Source organism: Arthrobacter sp. TMS2-4 (assembly GCF_054511075.1).
The window spans coordinates 297062-312775 of sequence record NZ_JBTNDI010000002.1 but is presented as its reverse complement, the minus strand read 5'-3'; the positions used below and the strand labels follow the sequence as shown (position 1 = coordinate 312775).

General features: G+C 70.7%; 8 protein-coding genes. 2 read left to right on the top strand and 6 right to left on the bottom strand.

Going from position 1 to position 15714, the window contains the following annotated elements:
* Positions 1-53 precede the first annotated feature (53 nt).
* From ACX80F_RS04585 to ACX80F_RS04570, 4 genes are all read right to left on the bottom strand, one after another.
* Positions 54-2708 (bottom strand): helix-turn-helix transcriptional regulator, encoded by a 2655-nt coding sequence (locus tag ACX80F_RS04585; RefSeq protein WP_459335198.1) that lies wholly within the window; start codon positions 2706-2708, stop codon positions 54-56.
* A complete protein-coding gene (locus ACX80F_RS04580) occupies positions 2708-5320 on the bottom strand; it encodes a helix-turn-helix transcriptional regulator (protein ID WP_459335197.1) in 2613 nt (870 codons plus the stop codon). Before ACX80F_RS04580 ends, ACX80F_RS04585 begins: the two co-directional genes overlap by 1 nt.
* A gap of 293 nt (positions 5321-5613) precedes the next feature.
* Positions 5614-8349 (bottom strand): LuxR C-terminal-related transcriptional regulator, encoded by a 2736-nt coding sequence (locus tag ACX80F_RS04575; RefSeq protein ID WP_459335196.1) that lies wholly within the window; start codon positions 8347-8349, stop codon positions 5614-5616.
* Positions 8346-11036 carry a helix-turn-helix transcriptional regulator gene (locus ACX80F_RS04570; protein ID WP_459335195.1) on the bottom strand — a complete coding sequence of 897 codons (2691 nt, stop codon included), beginning with the start codon at positions 11034-11036 and terminating at the stop codon, positions 8346-8348. Before ACX80F_RS04570 ends, ACX80F_RS04575 begins: the two co-directional genes overlap by 4 nt.
* A gap of 413 nt (positions 11037-11449) precedes the next feature.
* Here ACX80F_RS04570 and ACX80F_RS04565 point away from each other — a divergent pair, with 413 nt between their 5' ends.
* On the top strand, positions 11450-12025 hold the full coding sequence (locus ACX80F_RS04565; protein ID WP_459335194.1) for an arsenate reductase/protein-tyrosine-phosphatase family protein: 576 nt from the start codon (positions 11450-11452) through the stop codon (positions 12023-12025).
* Positions 12026-12398: 373 nt separating this feature from the next.
* On the opposite strand, the gene ACX80F_RS04560 is transcribed toward ACX80F_RS04565, so the two are convergent.
* A complete protein-coding gene (locus ACX80F_RS04560) occupies positions 12399-13073 on the bottom strand; it encodes an acyltransferase (protein ID WP_459335193.1) in 675 nt (224 codons plus the stop codon).
* A 30-nt stretch (positions 13074-13103) separates the two neighbouring features.
* Positions 13104-14117, bottom strand: coding sequence for an acyltransferase family protein (locus ACX80F_RS04555; RefSeq protein ID WP_459335192.1), 1014 nt, complete (start codon positions 14115-14117; stop codon positions 13104-13106).
* A gap of 208 nt (positions 14118-14325) precedes the next feature.
* Here ACX80F_RS04555 and ACX80F_RS04550 point away from each other — a divergent pair, with 208 nt between their 5' ends.
* A complete protein-coding gene (locus tag ACX80F_RS04550; RefSeq protein WP_459335191.1) occupies positions 14326-15702 on the top strand; it encodes a hypothetical protein in 1377 nt (458 codons plus the stop codon).
* Positions 15703-15714 lie beyond the last annotated feature (12 nt).

The following is a 15714-nucleotide window of genomic DNA, read 5'->3' as shown; positions in this document are numbered from 1 at the left end:
CGTGAAGACCATGGCGGCGACACTCGGGCTACCTGGTCCCGCCGCCCGCGCTGCTACAGCCTGGGGCCTGGCTGCTGCAGGACCTCCCGGCGGGTGATGCCCAGCTTCGCGAAGATGCGGTAGAGGTGTCCCTCGACGGTGCGCGTCGAGATCCCCCGGATCTCGGCGATCTCCCGGTTGGTGTGCCCCTCGGCGACCAGCTTGACGATCACCTGCTCCCCGCGCGTCAGCAGGGCCTCGTGGGCCGGCTCCATGGTGCTGCCGCCGGGCACTGCACGGAGTTCGGTGCGCAGGGCCGCGAGCTGCCGGTCGATGCCACGTGCCACCGCGCCGGTCGGCCCCACGAGTGAGGCCTCCTCCAGGCACCGGACGGCGAGGGGCAGGTAGCCCCGCTGCCGGGCCGCCTCGCTCTCGACGACGAGCGCGTCGCGGTCGCCGTCGGCGGCTGCAGCGGCGAACCGGTGGAGGCAGCTGCCCGGCTCGCCGTCGAACGTCCGTGTCACCGCGGCGAGGGGACCCAGCGCCGTCCTGTCCCCCAGCGCCGCAGCGTGGTCGAGGGCCGTGGCGGCCACCAGGAGCGAGCGCCGGCCCTCGGCCCGGGTGGCGACCGACCGGAGACGCCGGACGGCGTCCTCCCCGCCCAGGTGCCCTTCCGCGGCCACCACGTGGGCGTCGCCCATGCGGCGCGCGACGGCGTCGGACCGGTTCGTCAGTGGCCCGTGGGCGTCGATCAAGGCCCGGGCACTCGCCGCGTCGCCGGCGCGCGCACAGGCGTAGGCCGCGGCACCGCAGACCCAGTCGAAGAGGTGCAGGCCGTCGTCGTCGCGGAGGGCCTCGACCACCAGGAGCAGCTGCTCGCGCGCATCGCTGAAGCGGCCGGCCTGCAGGCTCCTGCTGCCGTCGACGAGGTCGAGCCAGCCGCTGAGGCGGAAGGAACCCTCGCCCGTCGGCGGGTAGCACCGGTGGAAGCGGTCGCGGGCCAGGTCCCAGGCGCCGGCGCCGATGAGGGACAGCAGGTGCTCCCCGGACACGGCGTCGCGGTAGGTCAGGAGGTGCTCGGGCTCCTCCTCGAGGACCGGCCAGGCCTCCTCGAGGACGCTGCTCGCCGCGTGGGGCCGCCCGGACCGGGTCAGGGCGTGCGCGAGGAGGATGCGGTGGCCCAGCCGCACCTCGCCCGGCAGGCCCGGATCCACCGGGGCGTCCTCCAGCCCCTGCGCTCCGCGCAGGTCCCCACCCAGGATCCCGACGGCGGTGCGGAGCAGGCGGACGGCGGCGCCGGCGGCCCCCTTGACCTGGGGGTCGCCGTCGCGGCGCCCGGCCTCGGCCTCCAGCAGGCCTGCCCAGCGCTCGACGTCGGTGTGCAGCGCGCGCTCGTCCTTCGGCAGGTGCCGGTCCAGCTGCACGGAGAGGGCGGCCGCGTCCCGTGCAACAGCGGGGTCCTCTCCCGACCGCAGCGCCTCGTCGAGCAGCACCCGGGCGAACCGCGGGTTCCCGCCGGTAGCCTGCGCCCACGCCGTCTCGAGCAGGGACGACGGCGAGGGAGCGGGCTCCTGCACCGCCGCGAGCGCGTCCAGCGCCCGGTACGGGTCATGGAGCCGGTTGGCGACCCGCGCCGACCGCAGCAGGACGGCGTCCGCGACCGGCACGGGCGCCCGGAGGGCCGAGGCCGGCCAGGCGGCGAGCGAGTCCGCGTCCAGGGGCGGGTGGGGCAGCGCGGCATGCCCGGTCCCGGCACGCTCCAGGGCTCGGGCTGCGGGGAGGCTCGCGCGCAGCGCTTCGGCGTGCAGGGGGTGCCGGAGGGAGACGTGCTGCCCGTTCTGGGAGTCGATTTCGATCAGCCGCTCCTGCGCCAGCCGTGCCGGCACCCCGCGCTCGACGGCGGCTTCGAGGGAGGCCAGCGGGATCCGCTCCTCGACGGCGACGGCCTCGAGGGCATCGAGCTCCGCGCGGCTGCGCTCGCCCAGCCCGTGGAGCAGGAGTTCCGTCAGCGGCGCACCGACGGCGGGGCGGGGTCCCCGGGAGCGCCACACACCGTTCCTGGCAACGAGATAGCCCTGCGTCCGGTACTGCTCGAGGAGCATGGTCAGCAGGAGCGGGTTCCCCCGTGTGGTCTCGGCGAGCAGGCGGGCGGTGCCGGTGAGGATCGGGCCGCCGAGTACCTCCGCGCACAGCTCCCGGACGTCGGGGAGGGTGAGCGGCTCCACGGCGTGATGCGCCAGCAGGCCGTCCTTCGCGGCGCGGTCGAACTCGCCCGCGGGGCCCGGCGCGTGGCGCGCGGTGGCGAGGATCTTCACCTTGCGGGCGGTGGCCAGCTGCATGATGAGCAGTGCGGACTCGTTGTCCAGGGTGTGGGCGTCGTCGACGAGGATGACGGGCGGGGCCTGGGCCCTCATCCCCGGTGTGACGTGCCGCAGGAAGTGGCGGAGGACGGCGGAGGCGGACGCGGTGTCGTCCGGTGCGAGCCCCACGAGGTACCGGGACAGCGCCCCGTAGGGGATGGTGCGGAGACCGGTCCCGCCGCGCACGGGGATGACCCGGACGGCGTCCGGGAGCTGGTGCGAGACCTGGCGCGTGATCGCGGTCTTGCCGATGCCCGCCTCTCCCACGAGCAGGACGCCCACGGCATCGCACGCCGTCAGCCCGTCGAGCACCGTCCTGACGAGTCCGGTCCTCCCGTTCAGCATCTGCGGCCCCTCTCCGGCGTCCATCAGCGCTTCCCGAACACGGAGCGGAGCTGCTTGCGGTTGTGCACGCCCAGTTTCGACATGGCCCGGTGCACGTAGCCCTCCGCGGTGCGGATGGATAGATGCTCCGAGGCGGCGATGTCCTTGTTCGAGGCGCCGCGCGCCACCATCCTGGCCACGGCGCGCTCGCGCTCCGTCAGGGCCTGGCGGGTCAGGGACCGCCGCCGTTCCACGGAGGTTTGCCGAAGGATCTGCTCCGCGCGGACGAAGATCAGGGGATCGTCCTCGGGCGCGCGCAGCTGGACGGCGAGCAGCGAGGAGGAACCGGCGAGATCGTGGTGTCCGGCGGTGAGGGCCGCCTCGGAGGCCTCCAGCAGCAGTGCCGCATCCTGGGAGAGGACGCCTTTGCTGAAGAGCCGGGACAGGTGCCCGAGCGGACCGGTGACCTCGCCCGAGCACACCAGCAGCCGGTGGGCCACCGAGGCCTCCCCGAGCCGCACGGCCTGCAGGAGGTAGATGAGCTCGAGGCCCCTGCTGCCGAGGGCCCGCTCGTGGTCCGCGGCGCGCAGCATCGCCTGCGCCGCGCTCCCCTGGTCCTCGAGCAGGGACGCCGTCAGGTCGCTGAAGTAGTCGACGAACCGCCCCGCGAGCCAGCTGGTGGTCCGGCCCTGCCGCCCGTCATCGAGGTAGCCCCGCGCGCGCTCGTCCTGGCCGTCCAGCGCGTAGGCGTAGGCCGCGGCGGCCGCGGCGGCGGGCAGCATCCCCGAGCGGTCCTCCAGTCCCAGCTCCGCCAGAGCCGGCAGGAGCAGCCGCAGTGCCTCCCGGCTGCGGCCCGCCCCGGCGAGCAGGATACCCGCCAGGCTCTCCGCCCATACCTCGTCCTGCGCGTCGTGGCGGGAGGACGAGACGCCGCGGAGGCGCCGGACCACCTCGTCGAAGCGGCCCGCCAGGGCGAGGGCCAGGAGGGCGCTCTGGTGCGCTTCCTGCCGGTCGCGGGGGAAACCGGCGTGCGGGGTCAGGGCCAGTGACTCCGCGAGCACGTCGACGCGCTCCTGCTGTCCGGTCGCGGCGAGGGCGATCATGAGCAGGCCCTTCGCCCGGATCGACGTCGACGAGGCGTCGAGGATGGAGGGGATCAGTCCGGAGGCGTCGCGGATGACGTTGCGGTAGCGGCCGGCCATGAGGCTCGACTCGACGCGCAGGAGGGCCAGCTCGTCCCTCAGGTGCCCGCGGTCCGCCCCCTGCACGGCTGAACAGTCGGCCTCGCACCGTCGCAGCACCTCGGGCAGGGCGTCGTCCACGGGGGCGGAGCGGAGCCGCAGGCGCGCGTCCGCCAGGCGGAGCTCCGCCCGGTCCGCCGCGGTGAGCCCGGGATCCGGCAGGAGCGCGTCGAGGGCGGAGCGGACGGCGTGGGCCGCGGCGCCGTCGAGCGGGAGGTGCGCGTATTCGACGACGCCGGCCGGGTGGCGCCGCCAGTCCTCCGATGCTTCGAGGAAACGCCGCGCCGCGCCGGGATCAGCGAGCTGGTTCGCGTGCCGGGCCGCCTGGAGGAGGCGGTGGTCCGGGACGGCTGTGCCGGTATCGAGGAGCCAGTCCGTGAGGTGGACGCGGGTGCCGGGAGGCAGGTCCTCGCGCCCATCGATCGTGTCGAGGGCGGCGAGGAGCGCGGGCTCCGGGGAGCGCGCCAGGGCAGCCCTGAACGCGGCGGCGGCGACCGGCTCCACGACGACCGCCGTGGGGTCACCGCCTCCGTGCACGCGGATCGACCCGCCCTGCTGGAGTGCGTCGACCTCCTCCGGCGGGATGTGGTCCAGGAGCATCTGAAGGGGCATCGCGCCGAGCACGGACAGGAGGGCGAGGCCCAGGCGCGAGCCGCCGGCCGCGCGGTCGAACGCGCTGGGGACGAGGCCGGCGCCGGAGACACCGGCTCCCGGCCGCTCCCGGCCCTGCGTCCAGATCCCGTCCCGGCGTCCCACCTGCCCGTGCTCGAGCACGAGCGGCAGGAGGGTACGCAGGTCACCGGCCTTGCCGTTGCTCGCCCGCCACAGGCTGACCGCGAGGGCGCGGGACACCTCGCCTCCGAGGACCTCCCGCAGCAGGTCGCGGGTCTGGTCGAACGTCAGCGGCTCGATGTCCACCCGCACGAGCAGCTGGTTCCGCCACAGTTCGAGGAAGGGCTCCGGCGTGCGCGGGATCTGCTCGGTGGTGACCACGAGCCGCACGGACCCTGCGGAGGCGAGGTACGCCAGGGCCGTGGCGGACTCCGGGTCCAGCTCCGCAACGTTGTCGACGACGACGACGGGCCGGCCACCGGGCATCTCGGAGAACAGCGCCTGCAGTGCGGTGAGCAGGACGAGGGGGCTCCGGGTCACGGCGTCGTCCAGGTCGACGAGGAGCACGGTCAGCGCGCTGTAGGCCACGGGGGCACCGAGACTCGAACCCCGGATGTACAGGACCTCATGCCCCGCGGGCAGCGCGTTCACGGCGTGCCGGGCCACCGCCGTCTTGCCCTGTCCGGCGGCTCCCACGAGCAGGACGCCCGAGCTCACCGCATCGAGGAGGGCGGCCCGCACCCGGTCCGTCTCGGCGATGCGGCCCACCAGGGGCCACGCGCCCTGCGTCACGACGTCATGCACGGAGCACACCGGGCCGGCGGGAGGCGCCGGGCAGGCCCGGGCCCACGCGCCGTAGGCACCTCGTATCCCTGCGCTCCGCCATAGTCCATCCCCATCGACCGCATGACTGGCCCTCGACTCCCCCAACCCGCCTCGGGAAGGGTCCGGCGCCTTCTACGTTGGTTTCGCCGAATCATACGCGAGATTACTCGGTTGTCTACCCGCACCAGTACTTAACGGGTGTTTCGCTACCCGCCTGTGAGGGGGCGCACTGGCCGGCGTCGGGGGCCGGTCCCCGGCCGCGCCCGCGGGACCTAGGTAGCCGGCTGCAGCCGGTCGGGGCCCAGCCCCTGCAACTCCCGCACCAGGTCGGGCCGCCCGCTGAGTCCGAGCTTCACGTACATCCGATGCAGATGCCCCTCGACGGTACGCACCGAGACGCAGAGTGCTTCCGCGATGTCCCGGTTGCTCTCCCCGCCCGCGACCCGACGTGCCACGGCGGCCTCGCTCCGCGTGAGGTCCGTCCGACGGCCCGCGCCGCCGGGTGCCTCGAAACGCGTGCCGACGAAGGGCACGCCGTACCGGCCGAGGCGCCGCGCCAGGGAGCGGTCGTCAGGAGTGGCACCCGACTCGCCCCGGAGCTCCCAGGCCCGGGCTGCGGCGTTCAGGGCGACCAGGGGGAGCCCGACGGCGGCCGCGCGGTCCGCGACCTCGCCGAGTGCCGCGCCATCCCCCGCACCGGCGGCCTGGGCGAAGAGGGCGAGGACGAGGGCTTCCTCCCCCTGCAGCGCAGCCGCTGCCCGGGCCAGGCGGTCGGTGGCACCGGTCACGTCGAGCAGGACGGCGAGCACGAGGAGGTCCTTCTCGCAGGTCGCCAGCCCGGGTGACCGCACGTCGGCGAGCAGGGCATCGAGGAGCGGAGGCTGCTGCGGCGTGCGTGGCTCCAGCGATTCCGCGGCCGCGGCGAAGGCGCGGCCCAGGATCCCGAGGTCGAGCCGCCCACGGGGTGGCAGGGCGCGGTGCTCCCAGACCAGCGGTCCGGTCCGGTCCGCGTCCCCCAGGACCGCTGCTCCCCAGGATGCCGCCCCCACCGCGTAGGGCAGCAGGAGTTGCCGGTCCACCCGCCGCAGCCGGGCGAGCGCCGGGTCGAGGACCTGCAGGCCGGCCCGGACCTCTCCCCGCCGTACGAGCACGATGCCCCGCAGCACCTCCCCCGGACCGAAGGGCAGGACGGAGGTCTCGGCCTGCTCGAGGGCGGCGAGCGCGCGACCGCTCGCGCCGGCATGTGCGAGGACGAGGACGTGGTGGGTCAGGACGTCCTCGTACACGTGGGCGAGCCCGTACGGATCGGCGAGGACGGCGTCGAGCGCGGCCTGCGTGCACCGCTCCGCCTCGACCGCGCGGCCGAGCAGGCCGAGGGCTCCCCCGCGCAGGGCGAGGGCGACGGCGCGGGAGGCCGGCGGGTAGGTCGTCGGGGGGGCCGGACCGCCCGGAGCGGCAGGCAGGTGGTGCAGCACGTCCGCCGGCCGGCCCGCGTCGAGGAGGAGCTGCGCCCTCAGGAGGTCCGCTCCCGCCTCGGCCGCACCGGGGGCGGCGTCCCGGCCCGGGAGGTCGTCCAGCAGCGCGCCGATCCCGGACGCAGGTGCTCCTGCCAGGCGCAGCGCCGTGCCCTGCAGCACGACGGCGATCCGCGCGAGGTCCGCGTCGTCGTCGGCGCCGTTCCGCGCCCGCCCCGTCGCGCCGGCGTCCGGTCCGGCGCCCTGCCTCGTGAGCACCTGCACGGCGTCCGCCGGGCACCCGCGAGCGATGAGCAGGCGTGCGCGTCCGACGGCGGTCGCGAGCCCGTGTCCCGGCGCGACGGCGTGCAGGAACCGCTCCGCCGCCTCCAGCCGGCCCAGCCCGGTCGCGACCCGAGCCGCGTCGAGGAGCGCCGACGCTTCCACCGGCGCCCCCGCATCCAGAGCCCACTCGAGGTGCCGGAGGCGGCGGCAGCGGTCCGGCGGCACGGTGGACGGCGGTTCGCAGAGCCGCGCGTGCAGCAGCGCCCTGCGTCCGAGCGGCAGGGTGGCCCGGAGCACGTCGCCGTACAGGCCGTGGCGCAGTGTCAGGTAGCGGGCGTCGCCGGCGTCTGTGACCACGAAGCGCTGGTCCACGAGGGCGCGGACGGCGTCGCTCCCGATCAGTCGCTCGACGTCGGCTGCGGGGACCGCCCCGCCGAGCGCCAGGAGGTCCATGACGGTGCGTTGCTCCTCGGGCATCGGCGCGAGGAGCGAGGCCACGAGATCGGTGAGCGCACCGGCCGTGGGGTACCGCGCCGGGTCCAGATCCCAGTCCTCGTCCTCGCCGGGCTGCGCGGTCCCTGTGGTCCTCGCGGTGATCCCGGTTGTCGCGGCGACGTGCCCGAGCAGGGCCCGGAGGAGCATCGGGTTGCCGCCCGTGGCATCCCGGAGCCGCCCGAGCGCCCGGGTTCCCAGCGGTACTGACCCGCCGCGCGTGGATCCTTGCGAGTGCTCCGCCACGGCGCGCAGCGTGGCGTCGGTGAGCGGTTCGAGGTGCACCCGGTCGAGGTAGCCCTCGCCGGCAAAGCCGTGGAGTCCGGAGGAGGGGGCCAGCGAGTAATCGGCGGCTGCGACGAGCCGGATCACCCCCGTGACCGCGAGTTGCGTCAGCACGTACGCGCTCTCCTCGTCGAGGAACTGCGCGTCGTCCACGAGCACCGCGCCGGTGGTGCCGTCGGTTCCGCGCAGGCGCTGCCGGGCGGCGCGCAACGCGGCGACGGGACCGGCCAGGTCCGCCACCGGGACACCGTCAAGGAGACTGCCGAGGGCCCCGTAGGGCACGGCGTGCAGAGCCCGGGAGGCGCGCACCATGAGGCAGGGTTTGTGGGCCGGCAGGGAGCGCTCGACGGCGCGGAGCAGCGAGGACTTGCCCATGCCTGTCTCCCCGAGCACCAGGGCCCCCTGCCTGTCCCCCCGGCGCAGGACGTCCAGCAGCGCTTCGAGAACGGGTTGCCGGCATGGCAGCAGTGTCGTGGTCGGAGGGAAGTTCACCGGGTTCCGACCTGGACGAGGTCCGCGAGTTCGTTGCGGCCGCGCAGGTGGAGCTTGGAGAAGATCTGGTAGAGGTGCCCCTCGACGGTCCGGGTGGTGACGCCGATCGTCAGGGCGATGCTCCGGTTGTTCTCCCCGGCGGCGACGAGCTGCGCCACCTCCCGCTCGCGCCGGGTGAGGCGTTCGAGCGCAACACCGAGCTCCATGTCCGAGGTGTCCCCGAAGAGCCCCCGGGCCCGCCGCTGCACGTCGCGGAGGACTCCGCGGGCGCCGGTCAGCTGCGCGGTCTGCAACGCCTGGGCCGCGCAGTCCCGCGACAGGCCCACATCTCCGGCGCGCGCCGCGCCCTCCATCGCCTGGGCGAACAGCTCCGCGTCCGACGCGCTGACTGCCTTGGCGTACAACTCGCAGGTGGCGGCGTAGTCACCCTCCACGCGGGCCGCCGCTGCCGTCAGGGCTCCGGCGGCCCGCATGTTGCCGGAGCGGACCTCGGCCAACCGGTGCAGCATCGCCGGCAGCAGCGCCCCCTGCGCCTCGGCGGCCTGCGCGAGGAGCCGGAACCAAGCGGCGGTCTCCGCCCGCGGGTCCCGTGGCCCGGCCGACAGCGCGCGCAGATGGTTGACCATGGCGGTGGCCAGCCACGACGTCGCACGCCCGGTCTGGGGCCGGGGCAGGTGACCGATCGCTGCATCCCCCGCGCCGGTTCCGGCGTAGCTGCGCGCGAGCGCCGCCGACGCGAGGGGCTGGAGACCGTACGGGTCCAGCAGCTCCAGTTGCCGCACCACCGGCAGGAGCAGCGCCTGTGCCTCGTCGGGCCGGCCGTGGAGGGCCGCGCCGAGTCCGATGACGAAGTCCTGCACCAGGTCAGGGCCGTCCGGCGACGGTGCTGCGGAGGCGTCCGTCGCCGCGACACCGTGCCCGTCCGTGCTGCCCTCGGAGGGGGCGTTGCCCGCGGCGTACCGGGCGACGGCGAGGCGCAGGCGAGTGACGTCGACGACGCGCCGTCCGAGGACGGACGGGTCCAGGCGCTCCTGGAGCCCGGATGCCAGCGCGACGGCGGCGAGCTGCTGGTCGGTCAGCGCGAGGGCCTCGCACAGCAGACCGTCGGCGAGGACCTCCTGCACCGGGGTCCAGCCGCTGCGATCCGCTCCCTGCAGGAGCCTGATGGCGCTGGAGTGGTCGCCGGCGAACGAGGCGTCGTCGGCACGTTCGATGGTCACCTGCGCGCGGCACCCGAGGAGCTGGGTGCCCGGGCGTTCTCCGGTGCCGGACTGCTCGGTGCCGGTGAGGAGCCGGTCGGCGTCGTCGAGCAGCGCCGCGCGCACGTCCCGAGGGCTTCCTGTGAGGCGTGCGGCACGGCTGCGCAGCAGGAGGAGCCTGACCTGCACTGGCAGAGGAAGGCCGTCCGCGGCCAGCGGGCAGTCCGCGAGGAGCGCTTCGGCCTGGTCGCAGTGCCCGAGGTTCAGGGCGGCGTCGGCTGCGACGAGGAGCCGCTCGGGGTCGTCGTCGGTGTGCAGGGCGGTCAGGGCGAGGGCCCGCTCGTGGAGTCCGAGGAACGCGCAGCGACGCGCCGCAGCGAGGGATACGTCGGCCGGGATGGGGAGGCCGGCGGCGCGAAGCCAGTCGGCGTGCAGCAGCGGATCGAGCTCTGCCGGAGTGACCACGGCGCGATCGGACACCCCCGGCTTCGCGGCGCCGCCGACCAGCTGCGTGTGGAGGGCTGCGGCCTCCTCCGCCGTCGTCTGTTCGCGGACCGCGACCGCGAACAGCGCCGAGCGGAGCGACACCGTCGTGGCTCCCCCACCGGTCCCCGTCGCGACGAGAGGCTGCAGGGCGTCGAGGTGGGCCGCCTCCGCCTCCCGGGGAGACGCGGTAGCGGGTGCATCTGAAGGTGTCTCCAGCCCGTGGGCGAGGTGCCTGAGGGCGGCCGCGGGAAGCGAACCGGCGAGGGCGAGCGCCCGCACCATCCGCCGCTCGCATTCGTGGAGGGCCGCGAGGGTGGAGCGGGCCTTGTCCCGGACGGTGAAGGGGACGGAGATCCGGTCCGAGACGGCCACACAGGCTCCGCCCCGCAGGGCGATGCCCCGGTGGGTCAGGTCCTCGAGGGCGGACGCGAGGTGGCGGGCGTTGCCCTCGCTCGAGCGCTCGAGCGCCTCGACGGCGTCCGGGGACACGGGAGCCCCGAGCGCGGCCTCGACGATGGTGCGGACCTGCTGCCGTGTGAGCCGCGGGAGGTCGAAGCACTCCAGGTCACCGTCGCGCCACAGGTCGGAGAAGGAGGTGTTCATGGTCCGGAGCGACTCGGCGGCGATCAGCACCGACGCCGTTCCGGCGATCACGAGCCGGCTGATGACCGTTGCGGACTCGGTATCCAGATGCGCTGCGTTGTCGATGGCGAGGAGCACGGGGCGGCCGCCGGACTGCTCCTCGAGGAGTGCACGGACACCCTGGATGATGGTCAGCGGATGCTGGGTGTCTCCGGACTCCAGTTCGGCGAGCAAAAAGGCGATGGCACGGTAGGGCTCGGCGGAAGCGCGTTTCGAGGCCCAGATGCGCACCACGTGGTGGGTGCGGGACGCGCGGTGGGCCACGGCCCGCAGGAGCGCCGTCTTGCCGCTGCCCTCCTCGCCGAGGAGCACGGCGCCGACGCCGCCCGGTGACTGGATCCGCGCTAGCACGGCGTCCACCAGGTCTGTTCTCGCCGCGACGAAGGCGTACTCCCCCGGTGAGCCGGCTGCAGATGCGCTGGAGGGAGTTTCCGTACCGATGAAAGCAAGTGTTCGAGACTCCACAGTGGCGCCGTCCTGTTCCCCAGAGAATGCAGCGAAAGACCTGCACTCACCCTAGGAAGGCGTTGTGCCGCTCACACGAGTGGGATGTACCGAGTGTTTCATCGGCGCTACTCGCATTACTCGGTCTGGGGGTCGGCTGATTACTCGGGAGCAGGGCCTGGCACTACGTGCGCGGGCCGCCTCATGGACCTGCTGGGTGCACCACCGGCGTGCACGCTGCGGGGAGTCCCTGCAGGTAAGCTGCGTCTACACTCCCGCACGCCGTCGCCGGCCCTTACCCCCGGCGAGGACCCTGAAGAAATCGAGCCATGACCGCGGATACGCCGTTTCGCATTCTCGCCGTGTGTACCGGCAACATCTGCAGGTCTCCCATGGTCGAACGCCTGCTGCAGGCGAATCTGGCCAGGATTGCACCCGGAGAATTCGACGTCTCGAGCGCCGGCACCGGTGCGTTGGTCGGCAACCCCGTGGACCCGCAGGTCGCCGGTTTCGTTCGCATCTTCGGCGCCGACTCGCAGAACTTCGCCGCACGTCAGCTGGACAGCAGCATTCTTGACGGCAAGGACCTCGTCCTGACCCTGACCCGCGCGCACAGGGGGCGCGTCATCGAGATGAATCCGTCGCTTCTGCGCAAGACCTTCACCCTTCGTGAGTTCTCACGTCTCCTCAGCCCACTCGACGGTGACCCTTCCCTGACAGGACCGGACCGATGGCGCTCCATCCTGCCTAGGGTGATCCGGGCACGTACCGTGCATCCCGCGGACCCGAGCCACGACGACGTCGTGGACCCGTATCGCCGCCCGGACGCCGTGTACCAGCAGATGGTCCGCGAGTTGGTGCCGGCCGTCAAGGCTCTCGAGGACTGGGAATTGCGCCACCGCTGACACCGCAGCCGCGGGTCACATCTGCCCGATACGGACCTACCTCTCCGCGTGGAACTTCTGCTGGCTTCCAACAGGCCGTCGCGGATGAGGAGTTCGATGGCGTGCGAGGCGTCGTCGTTGCGCATGTCCGTCCGTACCAAGAAAAAAGCCTGCTTCGCCTGCGAAGCGGCAATTGGGGCGCCGAAACTGGAAGCACACCGCTGATGAGGGTGCGCCTGAGACTCCACAACGCTGCCCTCCTGTTCCCATGAGGATGCAGCAGCGACTTTCACAGCAACGGGCCGGACTATGCACCGGGAGTAGAGCCCTGTGCACCGGCCGAACCTCCGCGGAAGCAAGCTTCCCTATACTAAGCCGGATTTATATCGAGGCTTCACTTCCATTCGACGTTACTCCTGACTACGCGGGCGGGGCTTCCTGCGATCAAACTGTTCGGCTGGGTAACCGATCTGGTCACGGTAGCGTTGCCCGCCACAATGCATCCCCCTGCGACTGTGACGCCCTTGTAGATCTTGGCGTGGCTTCCTATCCAGACGTGGTCGCCGATTTGGACGGGCGCAACGTAATCACTGGCGCTTGCCTCGCCGAGCTCGCTCTGCTGTCCGTGAGCGTGGAAGTCAGCGTCCAAGATCTGCACGCCCCACCCGATGGCGCAGTCGGATCCAACGCTGACTCTGTGCATGGCGACGAGCATCGTGTCCGGTGAGAAGTAGGTCCTCGGACCAATTGTTACGGTTGCGTCCGGGCCAATGTCCCAACGAGCTCCGGCTGCCACGGTGATGGACCCCTGAAATTCGAGGTGCCCTCGGACGCGAATCAGAGACTTCTCACTGCCGTCCGCGAACCCGTAGAACGCAGTCCCAAACCGATTGACGCCTTCTTGGCTCAGGTCCAACCGGCCCGTGGTCGCAATCTTGAAATTCCTGGTGACTAACGTGTTCCATGCTTTCGTAGCCAAAATCAAGCGAGCCGTCCGAAGCGGCGAGGGGGTGAAGGGGCGTCCGGAATTACGGACCATGAGATGCTTTTGCACGGCAGTGATGTTCACCGGCTCAGGCTACTGCACCGTCGGCCGAATTCATGGCCGGGCCCGCCGAATACGCGAGGCCTTCACCCGGAGGGGTGGAAGTCTGAATGTAGCGTCGAGGGCGGGGCTGCGATGGCCGAAGCGCAAAGCGGTCCAGCCAACTACAAGCGCCGAGACTAGGCACACACAGTAGACAACCCAAGCGTTCGACATTCCACCCCTCACCAAGGCCTCAGAGAGGATGAGAATGACGAGTCCGTGCGTGACGTAGTACACAATTGAGTCCGAGCCCTCGCCAGCGAGGACCCTCCCCAGCCGGGTCTCAGCGAGAGCTTTCGCTAATGGGACGACTGCGAATATCCCGCCTGGAACCGCCACGGCCCAAGCCGGTTGATACCGCACTTCAACTCCGACTACGGATGCAACGGCCGCTAGTAAAGCGAAGCCAGCCCCAAGGGAAGTTAGTTCTGGTCTCCTAGTCAGCGGCTCCCACTTCGCGCGGTGCCGGGAAGCTAAATCTCCAATGAGGAAGAAGCCAAATAGGTAAAACATACTTTGCCAGGAGCCGTCTCCCGCCGCCAAGAAAGACACGAGCATGCTTGCTGGGATCAGCAGCGCCTTCACCGTTGCATTCAGCCACAGCGTTACCACGTAGAAGGCGAACAGATAGGCCAAATACCACAGCATCGTGGGGGGCGAGTAAAAGATGCGCAGGAATATTCCCGCCTCTAATGGTTCGCTGCCTTGAAGTGCGTAGCCCGCCGCATAGACGCCGAGGATGGCGCAGGACCAGAAAAGATACGGCCACGCGATGTTTGCGATCTTCCCCCACAGATACTGCCCTTTTGGTTTTTGCAACGACCGTGGGAGGAGCATGCCTGATACGAATATTAGCGTCGCCATGCGGAACGGATTCGCGGCGTCGTTTAGCGCTTCGACCACTCCCGGTGCGGCACCGAGCCGCTCTGCAGTTGCTATTGCGCTATGGTCTGCTATCACAAGAAAAATCGCGAGACCCCGCAAGAAGTCAAGCCACGAATCCCTTGCCTTATTCGAGTTGGGCAAGTTAGGTCCCTTAGTAACGTCGGAATGATGATGCGCCGTGACGGATGCGTTGCTCGCCTTCAAGGTTGTGGTGACCAAGCCGTGCACAATGGCGAGGACAGAGGGGCGTCCGGAGTCGTTGGCTGGAATCCTTCTGCATCGCACGACAGCTTCCCTAATAGGCTACAGGACGACTTGAACGCCCGTAAGGCCGGGTAGTATCGTGCGGGTGCGAAATACTCTCTGGTGGTACGGCGTCGGGATTGGGTTGACTGCCGTTGCCGTACTGGTTGCGGTGCGCTGGCCCTTGATTGTTCCCCTCGTCTTTGCTGGGCTGGCGCTGCTCATGGTGGCGGCGAAGAAACCGGATGCAGTATCGACGGCACTCGTTCTCGCTTCGCTGCCGTTTCTCCGCCCAAACGTTTTGAGCGTGCACTACGCCGTAGTTGGTTCGGCCCTTTGTCTCACGGCCGCGGTGATCGCATTCGCGGGCAGTAATGGGCGGCTGCGCCTGCCACGCCCGTACGTCATAGTTTCCCTATGCGTTGGTGCCATCTACCTCTGGTTGCTGGTTCATACCACGATTTTCGGGACCGTGGCCGTTAGCCAGATTGTTAGTGGGACTTTCACTACGGCGGTCACCACCGCAGCGACTGGGTTTGTCCTAGCTAGCCCGATAAGGCGACGCGCGATCGGTAAGGGCTTCGTTTACGTCATCTTGGCGCTGAGCGCGTCCTACGTCGTCACTCTCATGGTCTGGGCGGCGCTCGGGGTTGGGGCTCTTCCCATAACAACGTTCCCCATCAGCTTAAATGGCACCGGAATCGGCACTATCTTCTTCCCGTTCACGCCAAGCTACGGCGTGCTCAATGTTCTCGACACGAGAATGCCACGTTTTACAGGACTTGGCCGTGAGCCCGGCTGGATGGCGCTCTACTGCGGCCTGGCGTTACTTCTATGGCCTCGAGTCGGCAAGCCTCGGCGGCTTGGCCAGCTTATTCTAGTCGCGGGGCTCCTTGGCACATTGTCGACGGCTGGGTTTGGTGCCTTCGCCGTCGTCCTACTAATCGCTTGGATCATGCGGAAACCCCGCGGTGGTGACCTATTCACGCACTACATCGGGTTCCTATTCAAAGCAGCGCTCTTGGCGGGCGCCGCGTGGGTAGCTATATACGCTCCAATTCTGGGCCTAGAGGCGAAGGGTTCCTTGAACTCCGTGTCGTTGAGTGAGAGAGCCATTGCTACCTCGGCGGGCGTAAGGGCTCTCACTGAGGCTCCTTTTGGTGGGGCCCCAACTGGAGTTCAAGACTCGATCAACCTCATCGCTGTCATAGCACCGCTCGGGTTACCCTTCAGCTTGCTGGTAGTTGCCGCACTAGTTCTGCCAGCAATTGGGCATCAGGCAAAACACGTTACCGTGGCCCCAATCATGCTCATCTTTGTCACGCTGCTGCTGTCTCAGCCTGCCGGCGACTCGACGTTCGTGTTCGTCCTGGTGGGGCTGATTTACCTGCTCGCCGCTCCGCCTGCGGGCCATGCGCCTCCTATGCCGGGCGAGACTGCCATAGCGCCTGCCCCCCGGAGAGCTACGGCGCTGCGGCAGTGACCTGAATTTTTG